The organism is Afipia sp. GW822-FHT04G07 (assembly GCF_058800765.1).
On sequence record NZ_JBXAMP010000001.1, the window covers coordinates 741,708 to 759,830 of the forward strand.

Consider the following 18,123-nt stretch of genomic DNA (forward strand, 5'->3'; position numbering starts at 1 on the left):
ATGGCCGCCGCTCCGCATCTCGTCTTATGGGGCGTCGGGACCAGCCGAACGATCCGGCCACACTGGGCGCTGGCCGAACTCGGGCTGACGTACGAAACCCGCGCCATCGGTCCTCGCACCGGCGAGACCAAGACCGAGGCCTACACCAAGCTCAATCCGCGGCAGAAAGTCCCCCTGCTCCAGGACGGAGATTTCTGCATCGGCGAAAGCGCGGCCATTGTCGCTTACCTCTCGCGAACGTATGGCAGTCCGGACAAATCCCTGATTCCGGAGGACAAGCAGGCCTACGCGAAGTGGCTGGAGTGGTGCTTCTTTATCGTCACCGAACTCGATTCCACCAGCCTGTACGTCATGCGCAGGCACGGCGCCGATGCGCTTGGCCATATCTACGGCGTCGCGCCGGAAGTGACCGCCAAGGCGGGCGAATATTTCCGCGAGCAGTTGCGTCACGTCGAAGTCGCGTTGGACGATGGCCGCACGTTTCTGATGGGCGATCAGTTTACGAGCGCGGATATTCTGCTGACGACATGCCTCGACTGGGCCATCGCTTACGGCGTCGGCATCTGTGACAACGCCCAGCCCTATCTCAAGCGCATTCAGCAGCGGCCGGGCTATCAGCGTGCGAATATCGCGAATACTCCGCCCGCTCCCGGCGAACCGGTTGTCCGTCCCGCGTGATTTTCTGGTCTGTTAGGGACCGCAGACAACTTCTGCAGCCTAGCAGATCTCGTCAGACTGCCACCCTGACAGCTTTGTCGGCGACCATGGCGTCGATGGCGCTGTCGCTGTAGCCGAGACCGCGCAACACGTCGCGGGAATGCTCGCCGACACGCGGCGCGGGTCCGCCAATGGACGCGGCGTTGACTTCAAAGATCGCTGCCGGCTTCGGCTGACGCACGCGGCCCACCGTCGGCTGGTCGAATTCCTCGATAAGACCGCGCGCCACCACCTGATCGTTGCCGATGATTTCGCCACGGCGCAAGATTGGCGAACACGGCACATCCGCTGCATCCAAACGTTCCAGCCATTCAGCGGTGGTGCGTTGGGAAATGTATTCCTGCATCTTGTTGATGCGCGCGGTAGCGTTGATAAAACGCGCGCTCGGCGTCGCAAACCGCTCGTCTTTGACAAGCTCCGGATCGCCCGACGCCTTGCAGAAGCCCTGCCATTCGGAATCCGAAATGGTGCCAGCGGTGATGTATCCGTCCAGCGTCTGGAACACGAGATCGGGCCGATCGTTCGGATCGCCAACCGCCGTCTCCTTGCCCACGACCGTGTACTGCATCATGCCTTCCGGCCACAGATAAGAGATCATGGTGTCCAGCATGGCGACCTGGATATAATCGCCCTTACCGGTCTTCTCGCGTGCATAAAGCGCCGAGGAGACAGCCTGTGCCGTGAACACCGAAGTTGTCTTGTCGCAGACGATGGTGCGGATCATTTGCGGCCGGTTCGTCACCGGCTGCGACTGGATGTCGGCAAAGCCCGACAGCGCCTGGACGATTGGGTCGTAGACCCGCTTCTTGACGTAAGGACCACTGTCACCGACCCCGCTGATCGAAACATAGATCAACCGCGGGTACTTCTTCCGCAACTCATCATGACCGAGTCCGAGGCGCTCCATTGTGCCGGGACGGAAGTTCTGCACCAACACGTCTGCCTGCGCCGCGAGTTTGGCCAACACCTCGCGGCCTGCTTCGCTCTTGATATCAATCGAAAGCGAGCGCTTGCCGCGATTGCATGACACAAACAGCGCGGAGAACTCTCCGGCCGCGTCGATCAAGTTCCGGCTTCGGCGGGTGCCGTCGCCGCCAGTCGGCTCGACCTTCAGCACATCCGCGCCCTGATCCGCCAGAAACATCGTCGCGTAGGGACCCGACACCACCGCCGTCAGATCAAGAACGCGCACACCGTGAAGGGGACCGGGCATTTGCTTCTTCCCTGTTGATTGGCAATGCGGCTGCGATCCGCCTCGCCGTTAGGCTTAAACAAATATCGCGATCAGGCTGACTTCGCGCTTGCCCCGCCGAGCTGCGCGACAATCGAATCCTCGACATCGCGAAGCTGGTCCTTGCCGAAGAACATTTCCTTTCCGACGAAGAAAGTCGGCGAGCCGAACGCGCCGCGGTTCACCGCGTCGGTCGTAACCTCAATCAGCTTCTTTTTTACGTCGTCCTGCTGGGCGCGTGCGATCAACTTGTCGATGTCGACACCGGAGGCAATGAACGCCTTGCGGAAGGTTTCGACGTCGTCCATTTTCTTCGGCTCTTCCCACATGTGATGATAGGCGGCGCGGAAGTAAGGCTCGAATACGTTCTCGAACTGGGCCGCAACAGCGCCGCGCATCAACATCAACGTGTTGACGGGAAAAAAGGGATTCGGCTTGAAACCGGTGATATTGTGTCGGCGGATGAACCGTTCGGTTTCCAGCGCCTGATACTCGGGCTTGTTCTTGATGCCGCGCAGCGAGTCGAACGGCGACATGTTGTTGGTCGCCTTGTAGATGCCGCCAAGCAGAACCGGGACGTATTCGAACTTGACGCCGGTGCGCTTCTCGATGGACGGAAGAACCTTCTCGGCCAGGTAGGCGTTCGGACTGCCGAAATCGAATTGAAACTCGACTTTCAAGGGTTTAGCCACCGCAGTTCTCCTCCTCTGACGCTCGCTATACAGCGTGCTTTTAGACCGGCCACCCTTGTCCGGGCGATAGGTCATTCATAGAGTTCTAAAATCGAACTGTCAATTCTGACGGCTCTGTATGCGATTTTGATCCAAACTGGCGAGAATTAGGACTTTTGTCCAACTCAGTGCCTATTTAGAATGGGGCTGCAGCAGGCTATGAATATGATTTGAGAACCGCGCTGTGGACGAATCGGAGACTGACCATGAGATGGGATGAACTTGAAGAGGAGCCATGCTCCATGGCCCGCACCATCGGCGTGATTGGCGACCGCTGGAGCCTGCTGATCCTGCGCGAATGCTTCCTGCGGACCCGCCGGTTTGAAGCCTTCCAGTCGGCCCTCGGCATCACCCGCCATCTGCTGGCCGAACGTCTCAAGAAGATGGTTCGCCTCGGCGTGCTGCGCCGCGTGCCCTATCAGGAGTCCCCGAAGCGGCACGAGTATATCCTGACCCAGAAGGGCCTCGATCTCTACCCGATCATGATGGCCATCGTTCACTGGGGCGACATTCACATGGTGGACGAGCGCGGCCGGCCCCTGCTCCACGAACACCAGAAGTGCGGCAAGCACTTTAACCCGGTGATGATCTGCTCGGAATGCAACGAACCGCTGCTGGCGAAAGAAGTCCACGTCCACCCCGGTCCGGGCGCCCGGCCGAAGGTCGTCGAGATTCAAAAGCCGGCCAAAACCGCGAAAGCAAAATCAGCCAAGAGCAAGGCGGCCGGTCGCGCCGCCTGATCGTAGCTTGGTCAGGTCAGGCGATCAGGTCAGGTCCTGCGTCCATCGGCGGCTTCGCGCCTGGCAATGGCGAGATCACTCTGAACCATTTCCTTCACGAGTTGTGAAAAGCCGACCGTCGGCGTCCAGCCCAGTTTTTCACGAGCCTTCGTTGCATCGCCAATGAGGAGATCGACTTCGGTCGGACGGAAGTACGTCGGATCGACGCGCACCACGATCTTGCCGGTTTTGGGATCGATCCCGACTTCATCGACGCCCTCACCGCGCCAATCGATCTTGCGACCAACCTCGGAAAGCGCGACCTCCACGAATTCGCGAACCGAACGTGTTTCGCCGGTAGCCAAAACATAATCATCCGGCGCATCGGCCTGCACGATCTTCCACATGCCCTCAACGTAATCCCGCGCGTGGCCCCAATCGCGTTTGGCGTCGAGATTGCCGAGATAGAGCGTTTCCTCGAGTCCGACTTCAATGCGTGCGATACTGCGCGTAATTTTCCGCGTGACGAACGTCTCACCACGGATCGGACTTTCATGATTGAACAGGATGCCGTTCGAGGCGTGCATCCCGTAGGCCTCGCGATAATTCACCGTGATCCAGTAGCCATAAAGCTTGGCAACGCCATACGGCGAGCGCGGATAGAACGGCGTCGTTTCCTTCTGAGGAACCTCTTGAACCAGCCCGTAGAGCTCGGACGTCGATGCCTGATAGAAGCGGGTTATCTTTTCTAATCCGAGAATGCGGATTGCCTCCAGCAACCGAAGCACGCCGATTGCGTCGGCGTTGGCCGTGTATTCCGGGCTCTCGAAGCTCACGGCCACATGGCTTTGTGCGGCGAGATTGTAAATTTCGGTCGGGCGAATTTGCTGCATGAGACGAATGAGATTCGTCGAGTCAGTCATGTCGCCGTAGTGCAGCAGGAAGCGGACATTCTCGACATGTGGATCTTCGTAGAGATGATCGACGCGAGCGGTGTTGAACGATGAGGAGCGCCGCTTGACGCCATGGACCGTATATCCCTTTCCCAGCAGATATTCGGCGAGATAGGCTCCGTCCTGTCCGGTCACGCCGGTAATGAGGGCAACCTTGTTGTCTGATGTTTCGGTAGGCACGTTCACTCCAAGGCGCTTCAAAATATTGGAAATAACAGATTAAAGATTGTTTATCGCGGCCGTAGCGCCGCCGCACGATTGAATAACGCGTTAACTGGCGCAAGTAGATTGGCGGGCGCATCGATAATCACGCCCCGCAGAATGAGCCAGAGGCTTCCCGCCCCCACCGCCGCCAGCATGAGATATTGAACCAGGACCGCGACAGGCTGCGAGTTCGATGTCGTCGAGAGACCAAATCCGGCGATGCGCACCACCAGAATGCCGACGACGAGAAGGGCAATGGCGAAATTCCGGTTCTGCCGCGTGGTACGCGGCGCGCCGAGAATGGCAAACGCCATCAGGACAAAAACAAAGGGATAGATCGGCGCAAAAATCCGGTCATGCAGTTCGCTGCGGAATTCGCCCGGCACTCGCTTGAATACCGGATCGTCCTCCGGTGGTGAGATCAGGTCTCCCATCGATCGCTCGCGAGGGCCGTATGTCACGCTCTGAACGACATTGGAAAATTGGGAAAGATCGAACGCATAGCTGTTGAAGGCGACCAGCGCCGGGTCACGCTTGCCGGTTTCAAAGCGCTGCAGATTGCCTTCCTGCAAAATCAGAAAAGAGCCTCGCTCGTTTTTCTGAACCGTGCCGCGGTCTGCGAGAATATTGATCCGCTCCGCCGGGTTGCGCTGATCGTCGATGAAAATTCCGACGAGAAGCCCACCTGGCTGCCGGCCCTGAATGCGGATGGTCAGCGGACCCAGTTTCTGGAATTCACCGGGGCGCAGGATGTTTGTCAGCACGTCCGCGCCGATTTCGGTCTGCCACTTCCTCAGCGCGCGCAGGCATTCCGGCGCGAGATAGATCGAAAGAAAGGCGACCAGCAAACTCACGATGCAAGTCGCGATCATGAACGGCCGTAGAAACCTGCCCGGTGACAGGCCCGCCGCGTTCATCACGATGATTTCTGAATCGGTCGCGAGCCGGTTGAGCGTGTGCATCACCGCGATCAGCAGCGCGAGTGGCGCAATAATCATGGCGAGCAGCGGAATTGCCAGACCCGTGACGCCAAGGAAGACCAGGATCGACTGACCCTGCCCCGTCATCAAATCGATGCCGCGCAACGCCTGCGTAATCCATATGACCCCTGTCAGCGAGACGAGGACCAGCAGGAACGCCATCAACGTTGTTCGGACAATGTAGCGGTCGATAGCGCTCATATGGCTTCCGGCGACGGCCCGCAGGAGGCGGGCCGATTGCAGTTATCATCTTGAGCTATATCGCATATTTCCTGCTGTCTTCATCTAAAATTGCATCGGACCGGGAGGAAAATCCCCGTCACCGCGAGGCGGCAGCCGATTGCGGCGGCAAGATCAGGGCGGTCGACACCGTCCGCCGGCCAAACCTGCCGCCTGTCCCGCCGCAGGCACCCGAATGGTGCCCGCCCTTGAGTTGGATTTTCAGCTACGTGTCAGCGTGATGTTGGCGCCCTTGAACTCGCCCCCTTCGGAACGGATCACGACCGACTGGGAGTTGCCGCGCGTGTTCAGAACCAGGTCCGCGGAGAAAGTACCGGCACTGACGACCACCTGAAACCGGCCGCCGGCCGTCGAGCCCCTAACGTCGCCGCTGACGTTGCGCGTCGCCTCACTCCAGGTCCCCGTCAGCTTGCCGTCGTTCGAGACGACATTGCTGGTCAGCTCGATCTTGTAGCTATCGCTGGCACAGCGCAGCGTCTGTTGAAGGGCGTTACCGTCCTGTCTGACAGCATACGTCGCCTTGCAGCGGATCGCTTCACGCGCCCCTCCTTCCAGCGAGATATTGCCCTTCCCCGACCAGACGCCCGCCATTCCGGCAAATGGCTGAGCGGACTGGGCGAGAGCGCCGCCCGCGACGAGTGACAATCCAAAAATAGCGGCAACAGCCGTATACCGTCCGATCGATTCAAACGAAAACATCATACCTCGCATCTGACATGCCCCATCGAGAGATAAACCGGCTGAATCCCGGATCCGCCTGCTAACCTTGCTGAAGCGGTAACGGTTCCCGATCATCTGTCTCGAATAAGGACGAATTTTGAAACGGCAAGGTTTCCGCCTCACAATCAAACGCTTGTGAATCCGACTCCGTCCTTCGCAAAGCCCGAAAGTTGCCGTATTGCAGTGGACAGCCGCCTTCAATGCTTGGGCGAATGCTAGCCGGAATCATCGGCAGGAGGCTGGACAAATGCCCGGCTCTCCATGCCGTCAAACGAGGAAGCCTCCTTGACGAGCCCACTCGCCGCAAAAATCAGCCGAGAATTCGGCACCCCTGCGCTCGTCATCGACATGGATCGCGTCGAACGCAACATCGCCCGCGTTCAGGCAATCTGCGATGCAGCCGGCGTCGCCAACCGGCCGCATATCAAGACACACAAGAGCCCGCTCCTCGCACAGCTCCAGATCAAGGCCGGCGCAAAAGGCATCACCTGTCAGAAGCTGGGTGAAGCCGAGGTGATGGCGGCGGCCGGCATCGACGACATTCTCATCAGCTACAATCTGATCGGCGATGAAAAGATGGCCCGTCTAGGGGGCCTGCTGGCAAACACCAGCATCACAGTTGCCGCGGATAATCCCGTCGTCATTTCGGGATTGCCGGTGGCAGCGGCAGCAGCGGGCCGTGCGCTGCCGGTCGTGATCGAGTGCGATACGGGCCGCAAGCGTGCCGGTGTTGAAACACCCGCGGAAGCCATCGCGCTCGCGCGCCAGATCGACGACGCGCCGGGTCTCACGTTCGCAGGGCTGCTGATGTATCCAACAGAGACCGGCTGGGGCGATGCGCAGCGATTTTACGATGAAACGCTGACAGGCCTTCGGCAGATCGGACTCGATCCCGCCATCGTCTCGACCGGCGGATCGCCCAACCTCAAGAATGTCGGAAAACTGAAGGGCGCGACCGAGCACCGGCCCGGAACATATATTTACAACGACCGGATGCAGGTCGCCGCCGGAGTCGCATCGTGGGACGACTGCGCCCTGCACGTTTATTCCACCGTGGTCAGCCGCGCGGCGCCCGATCGCGGCATCCTCGACGCAGGTTCAAAGACACTGACCGCTGACACCGGCGGGCTCGACGGCTACGGACTGATCCTCGAACACCCGGAAGCGAAGATCGCGCGGTTCGCCGAGGAACATGGCTTTCTCGACCTCACGAAGAGCAACACCCGGCCGGCGGTCGGCGATGTCGTTCGCATCGTGCCCAACCATGTGTGCGTTGTGGTGAACATGTCGGACGAAGCGGTAATGGTGCGCGGCGATGAGATCGTCGGCATCCTGCCAATCGCGGCGCGCGGCAAGCTGCGATAGTTTTCAGAGAAACCTCGCAGCAAAGCTCAGCGCCGATTGTATCCGGGCGAGAACATGTTCTTGAGCTGAATCAGGAACGTGAAAATCCACGCGAGCCCGTAGAGACCCGCCAACCCCAATGCCGTGCGGCGGTCCATCAACGACAAACTCACCCAATACCACACGCGATAAATCCACAGCCCGGTCGTCGCCACACCCAGGAAGCAAACCAGCAGTTTCAAACCTGGACTGTTGGCGACGCCTACAGCGGCGAACAAAATCGTCGCGGGAATGAGGAACATCTGACAGGCGGAAATCAAAGTCTCGTTCATGGCGGCTCCTGCGAATCGCAGGAATTCTAGATCATTCGCCGGTCACGCCGCGAATAAGCAGGACACTGTGTGACTGAATGAGAGATTGGTCGGGACCGCATTCGGCAAGCAACACACGCGGGTTGCGGGTCCTGAAATGCAGGCGGCACCGCTGGGCGGATCGCACGGGATGCAATCAGCACGAAGCTGTCCGCTTGGTTGCCGGGTGGCATTGTCTGGCGATGGCGGATATCCCAAGATGGATCACACATCGAGACAATGTAAATAATTGATTTTATTGATAATTTGGTCGGAGCGAGAGGATTTGAACCTCCGACCCCTAGTCCCCCAGACTAGTGCGCTAACCGGGCTGCGCTACGCTCCGAACCGTGCCAAGAGGCACCGATGCTGTAGCCTCGTTCAAGCCGCTGCGCAAGAAGGACAGACTCGCGATTGTCGCTCCGGATTGCGCCCGAACGCGGCTGTACAGGCCGCGCGGCGCGAGGATTTGCTCACGCCGGCTAGAAGAAAGAAAGGCTCCCCCAAGGGAGCCTTTCCAAAGTGCAGCGGGCAATTAATGCATGTGATTACGATGGCCGTAACCATGGCCGCGGCCGTGATGATAATGGCCATGACCGCGCTTCTTCACGATGACGACTCTGTCAGCGCGGTTGTGAGACCGGCGCCAGCCGCCGTGATGGTGACCACCGCCCTTTTTAATAACGATGGTTTGCGCTTCAGCCTGAGTCGTGGAAACCGGAATAGCAAAACCTAAAGCGGAAATAGCCGCGAGAGCGATTACAAGTTTGCGCATTTTATCCTCCTCTAATGTGCGCAACCTCAATGCCCTCCGGTGACGCTTGTTCCGGTCCGAGGGAGATTAGTTTCCTGAATGATTATTCAGGGAGGGACGAGAGGAATCGTTGCGAGGGCCGATTCATCGGCGCGAAATCGATTCTGCGTATGATGCTATCGCGGGAGCCAGTCCTTCGCGGGTGTGCGTATGGCTCCGTCAATTGTCCTTCAGCGCTTGATCGATCAGCGCTCGCGCTCCGATGAGGTCGTCCAGCGCGGCCTGAAGTTTGCCCCGGTCTGTTGGTTTCGTGCTTTTGCGGACACTTGGAGGAGCATAGGCCTCGGCGCCGGACAGTCCGTTCGCTGGCCCCGGTTGCACGGGCTTCGGCACAACAGCTTTCGGCGGAGTTGAGTCCACCAGCGGCGGGCCCAGCTCACGCAGCGATAACGGAGAGGCATAATCATCGTCGCGCGCAGCCGCGGCTTCATCGTCAGCGAAGTCATCGTCGTTGTCGCTCTCGACATCGACCCGATCCGATGTGCGGTCGTCCTTCTCGGCTCCAAACGACGGTTCGTCGAAAAGCGCGGAGGCATGATCCGCCGATACATCGGTGAGACCCTGTACCGACTTGATTCCATGCTCGCGCAAAATGCGCTGCACGCCGCGAATGGTGTAACCTTCGCCGTAGAGCAGCCGGCGAATTCCGCGCAGGAGATTGACGTCGTCAGGGCGGTAATAGCGGCGCCCCCCGCTCCGCTTCATCGGCTTGATCTGACTGAAGCGTGTTTCCCAGAACCTCAGGACGTGCTGCGGCACATCAAGGTCATCAGCGACTTCGCTGATCGTCCGAAATGCGTCCGGCGCCTTGTCCAAGTGCAGGCCCCCCGTTTGAACGCCGCCGTACTCAATGATCAGTCGTCCGCGCCCGCCGGGGCGCCGCTGCCATTGCTGTTACCGTTGATACGCTGCTTGAGAATCGCTGACGGCTTGAACACCATAACGCGGCGCGGAGAAATCGGCACCTCCGTTCCGGTCTTGGGATTGCGACCGATACGCTGTCCCTTCTTGCGCACCATGAAGGAGCCGAACGACGATAGCTTCACCGTCTCACCCTTCTCCAGGCAATCGGTGATCTCCTTCAGTACAAGTTCAACGAACGCGGACGACTCCGTGCGCGAGAGTCCTACCTTTTGGTAGACTGCTTCGCACAGATCGACACGTGTGACTGTCTTCCCGGTTCCGGTCATCATCGCCTGCCCCGCCCACGGCGAAAAATATTGTGTTCTGAAATTATGAGCTTAGCGACCGAGGGTCAACCTTGCTCATCGATGCAACCGCATGAAAGTGTTTTCAAATATCATTAGACTTTAGCAAATTACCTACCACCGCAAGAGCGCTGATCCCCACGTGAAGCCGCCGCCCATCGCTTCCAGCATGAGAAGATCGTTCTTCTTGATGCGTCCGTCATCGGCCGCCGCCGCGAGCGCCAAGGGAATCGACGCTGCGGAGGTGTTTCCATGGCGATCGACGGTCAGCACCACCTTCTGCGGCGCAATATGGAGCTTCTTCGCCGACGCATCGATGATGCGCTTGTTGGCTTGATGTGGAACCAGCCAGTCGATGTCGTCCGCCGTCGTACCCGTCGCCTGGAACGCATCGACGATGACATCGGTGATCATGCCGACAGCATGTTTGAACACTTCACGCCCTTCCATCCGCAGATGACCCACGGTCTGGGTGCTGGAGGGACCGCCGTCGACGAACAGCTTGTCCTTGTGCCGGCCGTCGGAACGCAGGTGCGTCGTGAGAATGCCGCGATCCTTGGATGTGCCGGCCTGCGGCTGGGCCTCGAGAACCACCGCACCCGCGCCGTCCCCAAAGAGAACGCATGTTCCGCGGTCGTTCCAGTCCAGAATGCGCGAAAAGGTCTCAGCGCCGATCACGAGAGCCCGCTTGAACGCACCGCTCTTGAGGAAGTTGTCGGCCGTCGCCAGTGCAAAGATAAACCCGGAGCACACCGCCTGGAGATCGAACGCAGCACCGTGGTTGATGCCGAGACCGTTCTGGATGGCGACAGCGCTGGCGGGAAAGGTGTTGTCCGGCGTTGAGGTCGCCAGGACAATAAGGTCGATCGACTGCGCGTCGATCCCTGCATTGGCAATGGCCGCCTGAGCCGCCTTGAGCCCGAGATGCGAGGTGAACTCGCCCTCCGCCGCGATGTGGCGCTGTTTGATGCCGGTACGCTGAACGATCCATTCGTCCGAGGTGTCGACCATCTTCGCCAGTTCGGCATTGGTCAGAATGCGCTCCGGCAGATAAGCGCCGTAACCGAGCACAATCGAACGCATCACAGTCACGAGACAGCCTCCTGCGCGTTCGGCACAATCGAAAGAGCGTGGCCGTCGCGATTGAGTGTTTGATTGATCTTGGGCAGGAGATCGTAGCGAACCATGTCATAGCCAACATCAACCGCCGAAGCAAAGCCCTCAGCATCGGTGCCGCCATGGCTCTTGATGACCACGCCGTTCAGCCCGAGAAAGACGCCGCCGTTGACCTTGCGGGGATCCATCTTGTCCCGCAGCGCATTGAAAGCGCCGCGTGCGAAAATGTACCCGAGCTTGGAGCGCCAAGTCCGGCTCATCGCGCTGCGCAGATATTCCGCGATCTGCCGCGCGGTTCCCTCAGCGGTCTTCAGAGCGATGTTGCCGCTGAACCCTTCGGTCACGATGACGTCGGCGGCGCCCTTGCCGATCCCGTCGCCCTCGACGAATCCGATGAAGTCGAGCTGCGGCAGGTTCATGGCCCGGAGCAATTCCGCTGCACCGCGAACTTCCTCGACGCCCTTCACTTCCTCGACGCCGATGTTGAGCAGACCAACCGTCGGTCGCTCGAGATCGAACAGCACCCGCGCCATGGCGCTGCCCATAATGGCAAGCGAGGCGAGATGGCGCGCGTCGCCGCCGATCGAGGCGCCGACATCAAGCACCACGGACTCGCCGCGCACCGTCGGCCACACTGCCGCGATCGCGGGGCGGTCGATACCGGACATCATCCGCAAGTTCAGCCGCGCCATCGCCATCAACGCGCCGGTATTGCCGGCGGAAACAGCGACGTCAGCCTCACCCTTCTTCACGGCGTCGATGGCCAGCCACATGGACGACGACTTGCGGCCGCGGCGCAGCGCCTGGCTCGGCTTCTCGTCCATGCTGATCGCAATATCCGCATGAATGACCCGAGAGACGGCCTTCAGCGCCGGATGCGCGTCCAGTTGCGCTCCAATCAGGGCGCTGTCGCCAAAGAGCAGAAATTCAACGTCGGTGTGCCGCCTGAGCGCGAGAGCCGCGCCCGGAACAATGACCGATGCACCGAAATCGCCGCCCATGGCGTCAAGCGCGATCCGAACCTTTTGCGGCATAAAGCGTCCCGGAAACCTGATCGTTGCGGCCTCGAAGCGACTGGCCGCGAGCTGAAAGCCATCGTTCTGACGGCAGAAGGCGAAGGTATTCGCCAAAGACAGCGCGACCTCGCCGAGCTGCGACAATAGCGTTTTTGTGGTGCGATACAACGGCTTGACCGAAGCCAAGGGTTCGGTCAGGCGCTCCCCGGCGCGCGATGTTACTTTCCCTTGGGTTTCTTGTCTTTGGACCCCTGAGGCTCATCCAGACCGGCCTTGAGCGCCTTGAGGGCGGCAAACGGGTGCTCATCCGGGTCTTCCGGTATTTCGGGCGGGGCAAACGCGACGCCCGGCTTTCGCGGATAGGGATCAATTCCCAAAATCAGGTATTCCGTGGCGAGTTGGCCAAGGTCGATGATGCCGTTGAGGATTGGCTCGGGCAGATCCGGGATCTCGGCCTCGTCGCCCTCCTCCTTCTGAACGGATTTCGGGCTGGCTGGAATTTGCGTCGCCGGTGCGAACACCGCCGCGATGGTCTCGTCGAGATCATTCTCGACGGGATCCAGCGTCACGACGCAGGTCTGTTCAACGCGCGCACGGATCTTGCCGGTGACATTCATCCGGCCGCCCACCTCAGGCACGACCGCGAAGGTGGCCGTGGCCTGCAGTACGGCATTCACGCCGGCAGCCGCCGCGATCCGGTCCCGCTGCGCGGCGCTGGCTTCCAGAACCTGGTGCAGCCCAGCCTCCGGGACCTGAGCGACCACGATTGGAAAGCTCCAGGGAAGATCGCTGTCCGGCATTTGGCCCATCTTGCTCATGTTGCCGCCTGCTGAAGCACAGCTAGAGGCTTGGGGAAAGTCCGCGATCCCGCGCGAAGGGCCGTATCGTCCAATGCCGCAAGGCTAGCGGCGGCATCACGCACATAGGCCGCAAGCGCCCGCGCGCTCTCCGGCAGTTCTCCGTTGAAGACGTTGCGCGAGAGCGCCAGCGCCAGTTCCTCGTCGCTGGTCTCGAAGGCTAGATCGTAGGCGGCGGAACGGCCGTAAAACGCCTCACCGAACGCCTGCATACGTTTCGGCACGGTCAGGTCGCCGACCCCCATTTCGCGAAGGTTGTCATCCATATCCTGGCAGAAGTGGTCAAAAAGCGCCTGCGACAGGCGATCTCCCCCTGCCACGGACTTCAGCCGACGCAGCACGAGCCACAAATGCAGGATCACCATGTCGAATCGGCCATTAACCGTGTCGCGCACGTGGAAGCCGCTGTAAAATGCCGGTTCTCGCGCTTGCGCCACGATCATGCCATAGATGGCTTCAATGGTGCCGCGCGGGGCGGTGGGGTTCCTGAAACGATTGAACGGCCAGAGCATTTTCGGTTCCACATCGAAGCCGGGGACGATATCTGATCGTCCGAAGGCCCCCGGTGTATTGAAATCGGAAGTCTTTGAGATTTGGAAGTCCCGCCCGGTACGTCAACGCTACGGCTGATGCAAGAGGCAAGAGGAAGGCCCGACAAGAGATGACTGTTTCCAGACAGCCCGGTCTTCATCTTGCGCGACGGTTCGCGACCCGCTTGCGCGTGGTTGCAGCCACCGCGCTTGTTTGCGCCGCTTTGACCGCCTGCACCGGCGAACAGTTCCAGAAGGGCTATATCCTGCCCCCGGGCGCGTTGGAGCAAATTCCCATCGGCGCGAGCCAGGACCAGGTCCTGATCGTGATGGGAACGCCGTCTACCGTCGCGACCTTGAGCGGCGAGGTATTTTACTACATTTCCCAGCGCTCCGAACGCAAAGTCGCGTTCATGCATCAAGAAGTCATCGACCAGCGCGTGATCGCAATCTACTTCGATAAGAACCGCACGGTGCAGCGTGTCGCCAACTACGGATTGCAGGACGGCAAGATCTTCGACTTCATTAGCCGCACGACACCGACAAGCGGTCAGGAAATGAGCTACCTCACGCCGCTCTTCAAGCTGCTCAGCCCGCGCTGATCTCAGGCGTCTGCCACTGATCGCGCCCACGGACATTTCGCTGCGCGAAATCGCTCTTGCTTGACGCAACGGTCGCGCCCGCTACGCTCCATCCCAACAATATCTCGCAAAGAGATGATCGCTGGGAGGATACCGATGAAGCGCTTACTGTCCCGCCGTACCGTGCTGTCCGGCGCCGCTGCACTGTCCACAAGTCCGCTATGGCCACGCTCAGCGAAGGCCGCCGACTGGCGTCCCACCGATACGGTCCGCATCATCGTGCCGGCAGCGCCCGGCGGCAGCACCGACGTGATCGGACGCTACCTTGCACAGCATCTTCAGCAGTCATGGGGAATCTCGGCCGTCGTCGAAAACAAATCCGGCGGCGGTGGCACCATAGGCACCGCGTATTTCGCGCAGCAGAAGCCTGACGGGAACACCATTCTAGTCGGCAACCCCGGACCGAACGCTGTGGCCTTCAGCATCTTCCGCTCGCTGCCCTACAAACCCGAGCAGCTTCAGCCGGTCAGCAACGCGATCCGGATTCCCAATATCGTGTCGGCGCATCCGTCGAGCGGCATCAAGTCGATTCCGGAATTGATCGCCTATCTCAAGGCCAACCCGGATAAATTGAACTACGGCACGTCGGGCGTGGGACAAAGCCCGCATCTAACGGCTGTCTGGTTCCTGCAATTGACCGGGCTGAAGATGACGCACATCCCCTTCCGCGGTGCTGGACCTGCGCTCACCGGAGCGCTCGGGGGCGATGTGTCGATCCTGTTCGACAACCTCTATCCATCCTTGCCGCAAACCGAAGAAAAGAAGCTCATCGCATTGGCCGTAACGACGCCGGAACGCAGCTTCAAGGCGCCGAATATCCCGACCATGCGTGAGAGTGCGCCGGAACTCGCCAACTTCGACGTGTCGTCCTGGTTTGGAATGTTCCTGCAAGCTGGCGTGCCGCGCCCCGCGCTCGATGCCTACAACAACGAGATCAAGAACATGCTGGCACGCGCCGACATCAAGAGGAACATCGAAGCGATGGGCGCCGTGCCTGATTATGGTTCGCCCGAGCAGTTCACGACCTTCATCAATGACGAAATCAAGAAATTCGCCGGCATCATCAACAAGGAAGGCCTCAAGATGGACGTCAACTGACGTCACGTGAGATTGCATTGTGAAAACAAGAACGGCCGCCCGATCCGGGCGGCCGTTTCCGTTTGAGATGAGCAGATCAGACCGACATCAGTCCCTGCTCGACAAATCTGTAACCCGCCTCCCAGCGCTGATGCTGTTCGGTATCTTTTGGATAGGGATTTTCGTGCGGCTCGTTGTTGAATCGCGCGAGCTTCCCCTGCTCGAACGGGTCGCCGTCATCCGCTGCCATGATCTCGCTCCCTTGGTGAACGAAAGATAACGCGGAACCAGTCGAGAGTTTCCGGACCACCTGAAAATTATCGCGGGGAAAACCCTTCGATCTGTCATCAAATGGCAACAATCACGCGTTGCATCCGCGCAAAGAAAAAGCCCCACGACTTGCGTCGCGGGGCCTCGTTATTGATTCAACTTGAAGATCAGTGAGCCAAGATCGCGAGCAGCAGCAGCGCCACGATATTGGTGATCTTGATCATCGGGTTCACGGCGGGACCCGCCGTGTCCTTGTAGGGATCGCCGACGGTATCGCCGGTCACGGCCGCCTTGTGAGCGTCGGAACCCTTGCCGCCGTGATGGCCGTCCTCGATGTACTTCTTGGCGTTGTCCCATGCGCCACCACCCGAGGTCATCGAGATCGCGACGAACAGGCCGGTGACGATCACACCGAGCAGCATCGCGCCGACCGCCGAGAACGCCGCGGACTTGCCCGCCGCGCCGCCGCCCGCGATCGCATAGATCGCGAAGTAGACGACGACCGGTGACAGCACCGGCAGCAGCGACGGAATGATCATTTCCTTGATCGCGGCCTTGGTCAGAAGATCGACGGCCTTGCCGTAATCAGGCTTGTCCGTGCCCTTCATGATGCCCGGCTTTTCGCGGAACTGACGGCGCACCTCTTCGACGATTGCGCCGGCAGCACGGCCGACAGCCGTCATGCCCATCGCGCCGAACAGGTACGGCAGCAGGCCGCCGAACAGCAGGCCGACCACGACGTAAGGGTTGTTCAGCGAGAAGTCAGGAATGACACCCTGGAAGTACGGATACTTCGCGGCATTGGCGATGAAGAACTTGAGGTCTTCATTGTAAGCCGCGAACAGCACCAGTGCGCCGAGACCGGCCGAACCGATGGCGTAGCCCTTGGTGACGGCCTTCGTGGTGTTGCCGACCGCGTCGAGCGCGTCGGTCGCCTTGCGAACTTCCTTCGGAAGACCAGCCATTTCGGCAATGCCGCCGGCATTGTCGGTGACGGGGCCGAAGGCGTCGAGTGCGACAATCATGCCGGCCAGCGCCAGCATCGTGGTGGTCGCAATCGCGATACCGAACAGGCCCGCGAGGCTGTAGGTGACGAGGATGCCCGCGATGATGACGAGCGCCGGACCGGCGGTCGATTCCATCGAGATCGCGAGACCCTGGATCACGTTGGTGCCGTGGCCCGTCACCGAGGATGCCGCGATGGACTTCACCGGACGATAATCCGTGCCGGTGTAGTACTCGGTGATCCAGATGATGAGACCCGTCACCACGAGACCAACGACACCGCACTCGAACAGTGCGAGGCCAGTGTACTTCACGCCCGCGAGCGGACCGAAGCCGATCAGCTGATGGATGACGAACGCAACGCCAAACAGCGACAACACGCCGGTGGCGATCAGGCCCTTGTACAGCGCGCCCATGATCGACTGGCTGGCGCCCAGCTTCACGAAGAAGGTGCCGACAATCGAGGTCAGGATGCAGATGCCGCCGATGGCAAGCGGCAGGATCATCATGTTGGGCAGAAGCGCAGGCGCACCGGCGAAGAAGATCGCCGCGAGCACCATGGTGGCGACAGCCGTCACCGCGTAGGTCTCGAACAGGTCGGCCGCCATGCCGGCGCAATCGCCGACGTTGTCGCCGACGTTGTCGGCGATGGTCGCCGGGTTGCGAGGATCATCTTCCGGAATGCCGGCTTCGACCTTGCCGACGAGATCGCCGCCGACGTCCGCACCCTTGGTGAAGATGCCGCCGCCGAGACGGGCGAAGATCGAGATCAGCGATGCGCCGAAGCCGAGCGCCACCAGCGAGTCGACCACGATGCGGTCGTTCACGGCGAGCCCGCGGCCCTGCGTCAGGTAGATGAAGTAAAGCGTCACGCCAAGCAGTGCGAGACCCGCAACCAGCATGCCGGTGATGGCGCCCGCCTTGAAGGCGAGTTCCAGACCGCCTGCGAGCGACTTGGTCGCCGCCTGCGCGGTGCGAACGTTGGCGCGCACCGAAACGTTCATGCCGATGAAGCCCGCGGCTCCCGAGAGTACCGCACCGATCAGGAATCCGACCGCAACGAGGATGCCGAGGAAGTAAGCCAGCAGCGCGAAAATCACGATGCCGACGATCCCGATCGTCATGTACTGGCGTTTGAGATAGGCCTGCGCGCCTTCACGCACCGCCGCAGCGATTTCCTGCATACGAGCGTTGCCCGCATCGGCGGCGAGGACCGACGAAGTTGCCCACGCGGCGTAGACGATGGAAAGCGCTCCCGCGAGCACGATCAACCATAATGCTGTCATTGATGTTGCCTCAGATCCCTGAATGTTTCCCCAGAAACGCCCCCACTGGCCGTACAGGGCGGCCGGACGCGCAAAAAAGGAGGCATGCTTCGTCAAAAGGCGAAAAGCTGCCTC

Annotated in this window: 20 protein-coding genes and 1 tRNA gene; 5 read left to right on the forward strand and 16 right to left on the reverse strand. The window is 60.2% G+C overall.

Annotated features, from left to right (window positions below; all coding sequences use genetic code 11):
- The gene (locus AC1RKJ_RS03605) at positions 1-678 is read left to right on the forward strand and encodes a glutathione S-transferase family protein (RefSeq protein WP_492789588.1); all 678 of its coding nucleotides are present in this window, start codon (positions 1-3) and stop codon (positions 676-678) included.
- Positions 679-730: 52 nt separating this feature from the next.
- Here AC1RKJ_RS03605 and AC1RKJ_RS03610 read toward each other — a convergent pair whose 3' ends face one another.
- On the reverse strand, positions 731-1,930 hold the full coding sequence (locus AC1RKJ_RS03610) for a CaiB/BaiF CoA transferase family protein (RefSeq protein ID WP_492789590.1): 1,200 nt from the start codon (positions 1,928-1,930) through the stop codon (positions 731-733).
- 71 nt (positions 1,931-2,001) lie between these two features.
- On the reverse strand, positions 2,002-2,640 hold the full coding sequence (locus AC1RKJ_RS03615) for a 2-hydroxychromene-2-carboxylate isomerase (RefSeq protein ID WP_492789592.1): 639 nt from the start codon (positions 2,638-2,640) through the stop codon (positions 2,002-2,004).
- Positions 2,641-2,885: 245 nt separating this feature from the next.
- On the opposite strand from AC1RKJ_RS03615, the gene AC1RKJ_RS03620 reads away from it, so the two are divergent.
- Positions 2,886-3,419: a winged helix-turn-helix transcriptional regulator gene (locus tag AC1RKJ_RS03620; protein WP_492789594.1), complete on the forward strand. Its 534-nt coding sequence runs from the start codon at positions 2,886-2,888 to the stop codon at positions 3,417-3,419.
- A gap of 29 nt (positions 3,420-3,448) precedes the next feature.
- Here the strand turns inward: AC1RKJ_RS03620 and gmd are convergent, their stop codons facing one another.
- The 3 genes from gmd to AC1RKJ_RS03635 all read right to left on the reverse strand — a co-directional run bounded on the left by gmd (position 3,449) and on the right by AC1RKJ_RS03635 (position 6,474).
- The gene (gene gmd, locus AC1RKJ_RS03625; RefSeq protein WP_492789595.1) at positions 3,449-4,531 is read right to left on the reverse strand and encodes a GDP-mannose 4,6-dehydratase; all 1,083 of its coding nucleotides are present in this window, start codon (positions 4,529-4,531) and stop codon (positions 3,449-3,451) included.
- 50 nt (positions 4,532-4,581) lie between these two features.
- Positions 4,582-5,736 carry an LPS export ABC transporter permease LptF gene (gene lptF, locus AC1RKJ_RS03630; protein WP_492789597.1) on the reverse strand — a complete coding sequence of 385 codons (1,155 nt, stop codon included), beginning with the start codon at positions 5,734-5,736 and terminating at the stop codon, positions 4,582-4,584.
- Between the two features lie 240 nt (positions 5,737-5,976).
- Positions 5,977-6,474 (reverse strand): hypothetical protein, encoded by a 498-nt coding sequence (locus AC1RKJ_RS03635; protein ID WP_492792633.1) that lies wholly within the window; start codon positions 6,472-6,474, stop codon positions 5,977-5,979.
- Between the two features lie 306 nt (positions 6,475-6,780).
- On the opposite strand from AC1RKJ_RS03635, the gene AC1RKJ_RS03640 reads away from it, so the two are divergent.
- Positions 6,781-7,860, forward strand: coding sequence for a D-TA family PLP-dependent enzyme (locus AC1RKJ_RS03640; protein ID WP_492789599.1), 1,080 nt, complete (start codon positions 6,781-6,783; stop codon positions 7,858-7,860).
- 26 nt (positions 7,861-7,886) lie between these two features.
- Here the strand turns inward: AC1RKJ_RS03640 and AC1RKJ_RS03645 are convergent, their stop codons facing one another.
- The 9 genes from AC1RKJ_RS03645 to AC1RKJ_RS03685 all read right to left on the reverse strand — a co-directional run bounded on the left by AC1RKJ_RS03645 (position 7,887) and on the right by AC1RKJ_RS03685 (position 13,712).
- Positions 7,887-8,171: a hypothetical protein gene (locus AC1RKJ_RS03645; RefSeq protein ID WP_492789601.1), complete on the reverse strand. Its 285-nt coding sequence runs from the start codon at positions 8,169-8,171 to the stop codon at positions 7,887-7,889.
- A gap of 286 nt (positions 8,172-8,457) precedes the next feature.
- Positions 8,458-8,535: transfer RNA gene (locus AC1RKJ_RS03650), tRNA-Pro, on the reverse strand.
- A gap of 189 nt (positions 8,536-8,724) precedes the next feature.
- Entirely contained in the window at positions 8,725-8,964 is a 240-nt protein-coding gene (locus AC1RKJ_RS03655; protein WP_492789603.1) for a hypothetical protein, read from the reverse strand.
- Between the two features lie 198 nt (positions 8,965-9,162).
- Positions 9,163-9,819 carry a MerR family transcriptional regulator gene (locus AC1RKJ_RS03660; protein ID WP_492789604.1) on the reverse strand — a complete coding sequence of 219 codons (657 nt, stop codon included), beginning with the start codon at positions 9,817-9,819 and terminating at the stop codon, positions 9,163-9,165.
- A gap of 38 nt (positions 9,820-9,857) precedes the next feature.
- A complete protein-coding gene (locus AC1RKJ_RS03665) occupies positions 9,858-10,193 on the reverse strand; it encodes an integration host factor subunit alpha (protein WP_492792635.1) in 336 nt (111 codons plus the stop codon).
- Between the two features lie 132 nt (positions 10,194-10,325).
- Positions 10,326-11,303: a beta-ketoacyl-ACP synthase III gene (locus AC1RKJ_RS03670; protein ID WP_492789605.1), complete on the reverse strand. Its 978-nt coding sequence runs from the start codon at positions 11,301-11,303 to the stop codon at positions 10,326-10,328.
- Positions 11,300-12,361, reverse strand: coding sequence for a phosphate acyltransferase PlsX (gene plsX / locus AC1RKJ_RS03675; protein WP_492792636.1), 1,062 nt, complete (start codon positions 12,359-12,361; stop codon positions 11,300-11,302). The genes AC1RKJ_RS03670 and plsX overlap by 4 nt, the downstream gene beginning before the upstream one ends.
- Positions 12,362-12,561: 200 nt before the next feature.
- Positions 12,562-13,161 carry a YceD family protein gene (locus AC1RKJ_RS03680; RefSeq protein ID WP_492789607.1) on the reverse strand — a complete coding sequence of 200 codons (600 nt, stop codon included), beginning with the start codon at positions 13,159-13,161 and terminating at the stop codon, positions 12,562-12,564.
- Positions 13,158-13,712, reverse strand: coding sequence for a ubiquinol-cytochrome C chaperone family protein (locus AC1RKJ_RS03685; protein ID WP_492789609.1), 555 nt, complete (start codon positions 13,710-13,712; stop codon positions 13,158-13,160). The genes AC1RKJ_RS03680 and AC1RKJ_RS03685 overlap by 4 nt, the downstream gene beginning before the upstream one ends.
- Positions 13,713-13,861: 149 nt before the next feature.
- Between AC1RKJ_RS03685 and AC1RKJ_RS03690 the strand changes: the two genes are divergently transcribed.
- Together AC1RKJ_RS03690 and AC1RKJ_RS03695 are read left to right on the forward strand one after the other, a co-directional pair.
- Positions 13,862-14,332 carry an outer membrane protein assembly factor BamE gene (locus AC1RKJ_RS03690; RefSeq protein ID WP_492789611.1) on the forward strand — a complete coding sequence of 157 codons (471 nt, stop codon included), beginning with the start codon at positions 13,862-13,864 and terminating at the stop codon, positions 14,330-14,332.
- A 135-nt stretch (positions 14,333-14,467) separates the two neighbouring features.
- A complete protein-coding gene (locus AC1RKJ_RS03695) occupies positions 14,468-15,469 on the forward strand; it encodes a Bug family tripartite tricarboxylate transporter substrate binding protein (RefSeq protein WP_492789613.1) in 1,002 nt (333 codons plus the stop codon).
- 76 nt (positions 15,470-15,545) lie between these two features.
- On the opposite strand, the gene AC1RKJ_RS03700 is transcribed toward AC1RKJ_RS03695, so the two are convergent.
- Both AC1RKJ_RS03700 and AC1RKJ_RS03705 read right to left on the reverse strand, forming a co-directional pair.
- The gene (locus AC1RKJ_RS03700) at positions 15,546-15,698 is read right to left on the reverse strand and encodes a hypothetical protein (protein ID WP_492789615.1); all 153 of its coding nucleotides are present in this window, start codon (positions 15,696-15,698) and stop codon (positions 15,546-15,548) included.
- A 187-nt stretch (positions 15,699-15,885) separates the two neighbouring features.
- Positions 15,886-18,009, reverse strand: a complete 2,124-nt coding sequence (locus AC1RKJ_RS03705; RefSeq protein WP_492789616.1) for a sodium-translocating pyrophosphatase — start codon at positions 18,007-18,009, stop codon at positions 15,886-15,888.
- Positions 18,010-18,123 lie beyond the last annotated feature (114 nt).